The following is an 8,035-nucleotide window of genomic DNA, read 5'->3' as shown; positions in this document are numbered from 1 at the left end:
GCATCCTTAAAACTTTAACCTTTAGCGATCGCCTAATTTATGAAAAATACAGCTCATACAGTTACTTTTATGTTACATTATCAATATTTATGTAATATGTAAAGATGCCAGCGCTCATTGCTATAGTTATCAATAACTTCTTTTCAGCTAGATTGACAGATGCAGCCCGATAGCGACTTGATAAAGTGTCTGTATTAATAGACATTACAACTTTTGTTCTTCCTTAGTTGTTAGATGAACTTCTAGGATTTTTATTTTTAATTGGTGGAACTTTTTCTCCATTTTCTGTCAGTTTTGGCAATCTTTCTTCAATGTAAAGCATGACCAAATTTGTTAAATATTCAATTTCTGTTACACTCAAATCCCGACCTTGAGGAATTTCATGCCAATACTCAATACATTTCCGACAACAACAAGCTGTAGCGTGTTGAGCATAATATATAGAGTTTCCTGAGTTTTCTTTTGGTGTTTGTCTACCTTCATTATAATTCTTTGCAGAACCAACAGATTTACTAATTCGCTGAACAACAGCTTCACGGAGTTTAATTTTTCCTTTTCTACGAGCATGATTAATAGCTTTCTGGTCAATTTCAAGGTGCCAATAATGATGGCGTATTTTTTCGTACTTGAGAGCTTGAAAAGTATTTTGAACATCACTCAAATCACGTTTGTGAACTCTTTCCCAATCAACCAGGTCAGCACCACACTCACGACATGAACCAAATGGCTGATTAACATTTTTCTTTCTTTTATCTTGCAAAAAGCAATGCAAATTGTTTTGACAATCTGTGCTAGTACACTTAATTTCTAGGGGTTTTAAATCCTCTTGTGCATCCCATTCGTCTACCATAGTTTTTCAATCCTCTTTTTACATAGTTTTTTTGCTGTTTTTAAACATCAGATAGAGCCTGCATTAAGAGATTTCTATCTATTTGATTTAGTTTTCCAAAGTTAATTTGTTCGAGCAGAATATCTCGCGCAATTTCCCAAGGATCAGAAGAATCTGTATCTTCTTTTTGCAAATTCATAGCAGTTCCCCACCAATTTTCTCCCTGCAAAGAAAGGCGAAATGCTATGTAATTTGCTAGTGAAGCTACTGAAACTTTTTCTATAGTTGCAACTTGAGGAACAACTTGCTTTAATCTCTCAATACTTCCCCGAGCATTATTGACACATAAATCGACTAACTCTTCCGCACGGCCATCAAGAATAATATGCCCGGCAAATCTACTAGCTGTTTTTTCTTCTTTAGAATTCCTTCTCTCTTCTGCTGTTTCACTCTCCTCAATAATCGTCCGCTCATCTAATTCTTGTTCTTGAGCTGTATGCCAAAGTTCATGGAGCAAATCGAAAAGCCAACGAGAAGTATAGTTATTTTGCTGTTTAAGTACGATAATATTACGACCCTGAATGCGCCAAAAAGCACCATGAAATGAACCAGAATCTTTTAATGGTAAAACTGGTATTCCCAAACTCCAAATGTACTGAAGAGTGTGTTGAAAATCTAAACTGCCATAAGTAGAAATAATTGCTTCTCTAACTTGATTGGGATTAGTAGGAACTGGCTTTTTTGGTAAATCTGATGTACAATCAAATACCAAAAGTGCTAAATAATGAGCATAAACAGTATAGGCATTGAAACGTTTTTCATTAGCTCCTTTAGGCAATTTAAAACGTGCTGATCCTATTGCTGCTGTATCTAGTTGAAGTGAATCAGAACTGAATATTTCAGCAGGTCTTAATCTGAATATTCTCTCCAAAACTGCTGCGATTTTTAAAGCTAAAACACTTGTTTCTTGGTCAGATAAATTATCTGCTTCTATCTTTTCAACTATAGGTTGAGAAATAAGTTTTCTGATGACAAAGTTGCGTTCAATTCCTACTTGCTTTAAACGACTAAACAGGGCTTTTAGTGAAACTTCAGAACTAGGTAAAAAAACATCTTCTGTTACCTGAACGCCGAGTATTTGGATTATCTCTCGTATTCTTGTTAAGCTAGCAGAAGCATATTCTGTTGCTTCATATCTTTGGATTTGTTGTTCTTTAAGATCGAGTCTTTCAGCTAATTCTTTCTGAGTTAAACCAGAAGCAATACGAGCTTTGATTAGAGCAGTAGGCAATTCATCTAATGAATGTAATTCAAGAATTTCTTGTTGACCAGATTTTAAAGCTTCATATTCTAATAACTCTTCACGAAGGTCGTTAAGCTGACTTTCTAAAGCTTCTTTTTGAGCTTTTAAAAGAAGTGGATGAATTTCTTGATTACTATCCAAATTTTGCTCTAATTGTACCAATGCTTCTTCAAACTTTTTAGCTTGAGATTGAGTAACACGATATTGTTTTTCATTTTTAATCATGGTTGCCACCTACTCAAATCTATTGCAATAATGCCTTTCTGGTTACCATCCTTATCAATCTGAAAAAATTCTAGAAAAGTATTTACCTCGTCTGCTATCCAAGATGCTGGAAATAATTCCCCCAGATACTTAGTTTTCTGTGCTTCTCGTCTGTTATCAAATGTCAGTAAAATTGGGTCAGATTTATATAAGAAATCAATATCTACTCCAGTAGTATCCCAACAAGCATCGAAATCTCCTGGAACTTCTTTTGTTGTAACAAAGCTGCCATCAATATAAATAGTTTGACATCCAGCTTTTGATAGAACTTCAATAGCTGACTTGAGTCCTTTAATTAGTTTCTGGCGATGTGGCGTAATTCCAAATCGCTCCACAAATTCAGGCCAAGTAGCCCAATGTACCCCTGGAGGCAAATTTCCGTCTTTATTGAATAATGGTATCATAACACAACTTTTTTGTTGTGTAGTAATAATAACACAACTTTTTTGTTGTGTTGCAAATAAAAATTATCTAGAGAAGGAGAATTAGTGGCCAGTCGTCTCATGTAATATAACCATTTAATAGTAGGTGGCACTAATTTGTGTTTTTTTTATCCTCATTTCCTCTAATCAAACAGCCTAAATTCTTCAAACACAACAGAAAAACCATCCCCATCAGGAGAAGCACACATTAAACCGACTTGCAGGTCATTTGCCGTAGTCAAATAACCCAGTCTTAACAAACTATAACTATCTCCATCCAGAGAATATTCTACTTGCACCGTTTCCCCACTCCGCTTTAACCGCAACCAAATACTTTCCGGGTTTTCCGGCAATGACAAAACTGACCAGTCAGAATATTCTCTAGTCACTACAGCACTTACCTGTTGCACGCCATTGACAAATTCAATGCCACATTTTATCCAAGTTTTTTCATCCAAACGCACCATTAAACCTGCTTGGTCGTATAATGCTTGATATTCACCAGTAATTTTGACTTGAGCGGTAAAGTCACCTGTAATATTCTGATAATAAAAATGACCGTTATCGCGAATAAAACCATAGTGAGTCACTCGCCAAAAATCTGTCTTTGCACCTGTTGTAACTTGAATTACTCCATCTTGGTTGCTCCAGACAGGGGGTTGGTTGTACCATTGCATTACATTTGTTGGCGTTGGTGAATTTATTGGTGTTGGCGAAGAAATACTCAACACACTACCATTCATAATATCTTGATATAAAATTTGCCACCCTGACACTGGTTGACTATCGAGTAAATATGGTTCTGGATGATTACCTTTTTGAATAACAAAATCTTTGCCATTATCCAAATGTATAGTTGCTTGAGAAAAATGTAGATATCCCAAATCAAACATTGGCGTACCAGGAGTCACCTGATATAAACCCAAGGCACTGAGAATATACCAAGCTGACATTTGTCCGCAGTCTTCATTGCCTATGATGCCATCTGGTGTAGCTTTGTACATTGTAGTGAGTATTTGTTTGACATAAGCACGAGTCAGATCGTTGCGATCAACAAAATTGAAAAGATAGCAGATGTGATGACTGGGTTCATTCCCGTGAGCATATTGTCCAATTAATCCTGTAATATCGGGTAGTTCATTTCCTTGACTACTATCCAGGGAAAATAATTTTTCCAGTTGTGCTAAAAATGCTGACTTCCCACCCATGAGTTGAATTAAGTCGGGAATATTGTGAGGCACAAACCAGGTATATTGCCAGGAGTTACCCTCAATAAATGGAGACTCCCATGCTGCTGCAAACGGATCGAAATTATCCCAACTACCATCCCTACGTTTGGGACGCATTAATTTTTGACTGGGGTCGAATACTTGGCGGTATGCGAGGGAGCGTTTTTCATAACTTTCTGCCAGACTAATATTTCCGAAAATTCTGGCAACCTGAGCGATCGCCCAGTCATTATAGACAAATTCTAAAGTCCGTGACACTGACCAGTTAACATCAACATCTGAAGGTACAAAGCCATAATTCCGATAAACATTTAATTCTGGTTCTTGTCTATTCATGGTGTCGATCATTGCTCCCAATGCCCACCAATTGTCATAATTCCGCAAACCTTTGGTAAAAGCATCGACAATAACACTAATAGCATGACGACCAACCATTGTTTTGACATCTTTTTCTCCTAGTTTCCACTTTGGTAGGGAACCCACTTGGTCGTAATGTATCAACATAGATTTGATATATTCATTAGTTTCTGAGGGTTCCAGCAAAGTCATCAATGGATGGAGAGCGCGAAATGTATCCCATAATGAAAATAGAGTGTAGTTGGTAAAACCTCCTGCGGTATGGATGCGTCCATCTGCTCCCCGAAACCGTTTGTCTATATCCATATATATATGTGGAGCTTTATAGGTATGGTAGAGTGCAGTGTAGAAAATGATTTTATCTGTTTCGTTTTCAGTTTCAATATCAATTTTTGCCAGTTTCTCGCGCCAGAGTTCTTTGCTGGAGTCAACTGTTTCGTAAAATTGCCAGGTGGGAATTTCTTTGGCGAGGTTTCTTTGCGCTCCATTAATATCTACTGCGGAAATACCAATTCGTACTTTGAGATTAGAAATTTGTCCTAATTCCAAATATGATTGAATATATTTGTTATTGGCACTGTTGAGTTGATTGAGATTTTTACCATCGGTGGAGATATATATTTTTTGCAGTGGTTTATCTATTTTGATATAAAAATAAATTCTTTGTTCTGGCGACCAACTTTGACTGATGCGACTGCCAACAATGGTGTATGGGTCTAATACTTTGAGACTAGCAGAAAGAGTGTTTTCATCTCGGCGATGAACTAAGTCTATGAGCAGGTTAACTTTAGCATTTTCGGGAAAAGTGTAGTAGTGAAAACCACTCCGTTGTTTAGCTGTGAGTTCGACTTGTATTCCTGAGTTTAATGTGACTTTGTAGTAAGCAGGAGAAGCTGTTTCCGAATTTTTATCAAAGCGTTCCCGATAACCTGATTCTGGGTTTTCCAGAGTTCCCGGTTCGAGTATCATAGTACCAATTTTTGGCAAAATCAGAATATCCCCATAGTCTGCAATACCCGTACCGCTGAGGTGAGTGTGGGAAAAACCGAGAATGCTGCGATCGCTATCATAATATCCGGAACTGGCATCCCACCCTTCTACTCTGGTATCGGGACCAAGTACAACAAAACCATTGGGAACGCTTGCCCCTGGGTGGGTGTGACCATTACCTCCCGTACCTATTAGGGGGTTGACATATTTGAGGTTGTTTGAAGTTGCTTTGTTTATATTGATCATAAGTTGGGGAAGGAAGTAGCAAGAAAAATAAAGTTATACCGTTTCTTATCTTAATAGTATTGCTACATAGTTGAGTCGATGAAACTGAGCAAAAATTCCTATTGCGACATCCGCAACAAAACCACAGACACTGAAAATTCCCCATGGAACTGAGTAAAAACTCCTATTGCGACATCCGCAATAAAATCACAGACACTGAAAATTCCCCATGGAACTGAGTAAAAACTCCTATTTGTAATTCTACAGACATAATCGCCTCTGATCATATTTGTTAAAGTCCCGGTAATAAATCAATTTGCTATTATAACAATTATCTGAATTTTTAATCGACAGTTAAATTAATATCATCAAAAACTTGGATAGCTTTTGTAGAATGCGTTAATGAAATGTAATATCATGTCCGGATGATTAATTATAATAAAAATGTTCGACTGAAGCTATCTTGAAGGAATATCCCATTCGGAGAGATATATTTATAAGTATTTAACCAGGACATGATATAACTTGACCATTACTATACAGGATTACCTAACTTGCTACCACCTTTACAACAATGTTTGCATAATTTCGTCAATATTACGAGCATAAATTTGTTGAGCGTATTCCTGCCCATACTCTTCTGAAGTAAGGGGTAGTCTGGTTAGTGTTGCTTGTTGAACCAATTCCATCAGTGGACGACGCAAACGTTCATACTTACTAAACGCAGCTTCTATAGCAGCTATATCATCCCACTGATTTTGCTTACCAATTTCAGCCACCAATGTTGCCATGACTGCAGCATCTTCCAGTCCTTGGTTAGCACCTTGAGCCATAAATGGTGGCATTCCATGGGCAGCATCCCCCGCCAGTACAACCCTCCCTATATTCCACTTTGGCTGCTCTGACCCAGAAACAGTGGCACGGTGAAGATAATACGGACGTGACAGAATCTGCTCTGGGGAGGATAAAGCTACCAACTGCTGAATCATTTCTGGAAAGTTAGCTTTTTTCAACTCTTCTAGGGCAATATTAATTAATTCTTTTCCTGACTTTCCTGCTAATAATTCTAAAGGTAAAGCTGCGTGGATTAGATATCCAAATTGACCTGGTTGACGGGAAAATAAGATCATTCTGGTAGTTTCGTCTATTGTAGAATCTTTGGATATTTGGTCATTCACTATGCTTACTATTCGCGAATTCTGAAGAAACTGCTCCTGAATTTCCTGTGACAGTGTTTCTGAAATATCATTCGCTCCCCCACTGCCAATAGCAGCAATACCTGAATATTCTGGTTTTCTATATGCACTATATGGACTGTCTTTGTAGATTACCTGACGCACTGTAGAGTTAATTCCATCTGCTGCAATCAATAGTTTAGCGCGGATTGAGATCATTTCCGATTGTGATAATGGAGAGGAATTTAGAGTGCTAGTTTTATCATCTTGCTGTTTATTTTCCCAGTGGGAATAGGGGTTAGGTTCTACCTCCTGATTAGAAATAAAATCAGCTCGAACACATTTCAATTCTGGTTCGGGAACTACATTAACACAACGGTGATTAATTTTGAGGCGATCGCTTGGTAATAGCATTCTCAATTGAGTCTGTAAATCGTACCAAGAAATTGATACTCGACCTTCCCCATATTTATCAAACCATTCATCATATTTCAGGACAAATGAATGGATTTTTTGCCCGTTGATATTTCGAGTTGTCCATTCTGGCGAAGGCTGATTTTTTTTTGATTCACTTTCCGGGTTAGGTTCTGGCGGGTTGCTGAATTTCTGACCAGTTTCTTTAATATTTTCGTAAGCTTGGCTATCAATATATTTAACTGCTTTTAAGCCATTTGGTAAAAGATCGACACCCTGACCGACTTTACGGAAAGCTCGGGTTTGGTCGAGGACAATAATATTTTCGATCCCACGTTGGCGTAGACCGAGGGCAGTTGCTAATCCCACTGGTCCCGCACCAACGATTGCTACATCATAGTCAATTTTTGGACTGGAGTTTTCTGATTTCATAGATTGATGTGAATAATGACTAGAAAAAGTATACAACAATTGTAAGAGTCCCTTTATTCAAAAAAAAAGAGAGATTTTCCAAGGGAGGAACTACTCAAAAGTATTTTTGATATAGCAATGAGCGCTGGCATCTTTACATGTTACATAGATATTTGCAATGTAATATAAAAGTAACTGTATGAGCTGTATTTTTCATAAATTAGGCGATCGCTAAACCTTAAAGTTTTAAGGATGTCTGTAATGGTATTGATAATTTACAGTTTATAGCGGCTTTGTTGCATGAAAGTAGCGATCGCCAAAAACTCCCTTAGTTGGAAGTTAACTAGATTTCTACTTTGTAGCTCTGGGGTTTACCATTTTGAATCATCACGTTGAGTATGGAACATTGTATGAAT

Annotated in this window: 6 protein-coding genes; all 6 read right to left on the bottom strand. The window is 37.4% G+C overall.

Annotation, left to right across the window (positions count from 1 at the left end; translation table 11 throughout):
• Positions 1–223: 223 nt before the first annotated feature.
• The 6 genes from F6K27_RS31620 to F6K27_RS31595 all read right to left on the bottom strand — a co-directional run bounded on the left by F6K27_RS31620 (position 224) and on the right by F6K27_RS31595 (position 7,640).
• Complete coding sequence (locus F6K27_RS31620; RefSeq protein WP_287279758.1) at positions 224–850, bottom strand: DUF4186 family protein; 627 nt, start codon at positions 848–850, stop codon at positions 224–226.
• Positions 851–890: 40 nt separating this feature from the next.
• The gene (locus tag F6K27_RS31615) at positions 891–2,357 is read right to left on the bottom strand and encodes a helix-turn-helix transcriptional regulator (RefSeq protein ID WP_287279756.1); all 1,467 of its coding nucleotides are present in this window, start codon (positions 2,355–2,357) and stop codon (positions 891–893) included.
• A complete protein-coding gene (locus tag F6K27_RS31610; RefSeq protein WP_287279755.1) occupies positions 2,354–2,800 on the bottom strand; it encodes a DUF6932 family protein in 447 nt (148 codons plus the stop codon). The genes F6K27_RS31615 and F6K27_RS31610 overlap by 4 nt, the downstream gene beginning before the upstream one ends.
• Positions 2,797–2,931, bottom strand: coding sequence for a hypothetical protein (locus tag F6K27_RS31605; RefSeq protein WP_287279754.1), 135 nt, complete (start codon positions 2,929–2,931; stop codon positions 2,797–2,799). The genes F6K27_RS31610 and F6K27_RS31605 overlap by 4 nt, the downstream gene beginning before the upstream one ends.
• Before the next feature lie 30 nt (positions 2,932–2,961).
• Positions 2,962–5,640: a GH92 family glycosyl hydrolase gene (locus F6K27_RS31600; RefSeq protein ID WP_287279753.1), complete on the bottom strand. Its 2,679-nt coding sequence runs from the start codon at positions 5,638–5,640 to the stop codon at positions 2,962–2,964.
• A gap of 545 nt (positions 5,641–6,185) precedes the next feature.
• Positions 6,186–7,640, bottom strand: coding sequence for an NAD(P)/FAD-dependent oxidoreductase (locus F6K27_RS31595; protein WP_287279752.1), 1,455 nt, complete (start codon positions 7,638–7,640; stop codon positions 6,186–6,188).
• Between the last annotated feature and the right edge of the window lie 395 nt (positions 7,641–8,035).

Source organism: Okeania sp. SIO2F5 (assembly GCF_010692685.1).
Taxonomy (GTDB): domain Bacteria; phylum Cyanobacteriota; class Cyanobacteriia; order Cyanobacteriales; family Microcoleaceae; genus Okeania; species Okeania hirsuta.
Note: the sequence above shows the minus strand (reverse complement) of the source record. Positions and strands in the feature narration are given on the sequence as shown.

Bases quoted from the DNA above. Each gene is read 5' to 3' on its own strand.
- F6K27_RS31620 (WP_287279758.1), bottom strand. From the start codon at position 850: ATGGTAGACGAATGGGATGCACAAGAGGATTTAAAACCCCTAGAAATT.
- F6K27_RS31615 (WP_287279756.1), bottom strand. From the start codon at position 2,357: ATGATTAAAAATGAAAAACAATATCGTGTTACTCAATCTCAAGCTAAA.
- F6K27_RS31610 (WP_287279755.1), bottom strand. From the start codon at position 2,800: ATGATACCATTATTCAATAAAGACGGAAATTTGCCTCCAGGGGTACAT.
- F6K27_RS31600 (WP_287279753.1), bottom strand. From the start codon at position 5,640: ATGATCAATATAAACAAAGCAACTTCAAACAACCTCAAATATGTCAAC.
- F6K27_RS31595 (WP_287279752.1), bottom strand. From the start codon at position 7,640: ATGAAATCAGAAAACTCCAGTCCAAAAATTGACTATGATGTAGCAATC.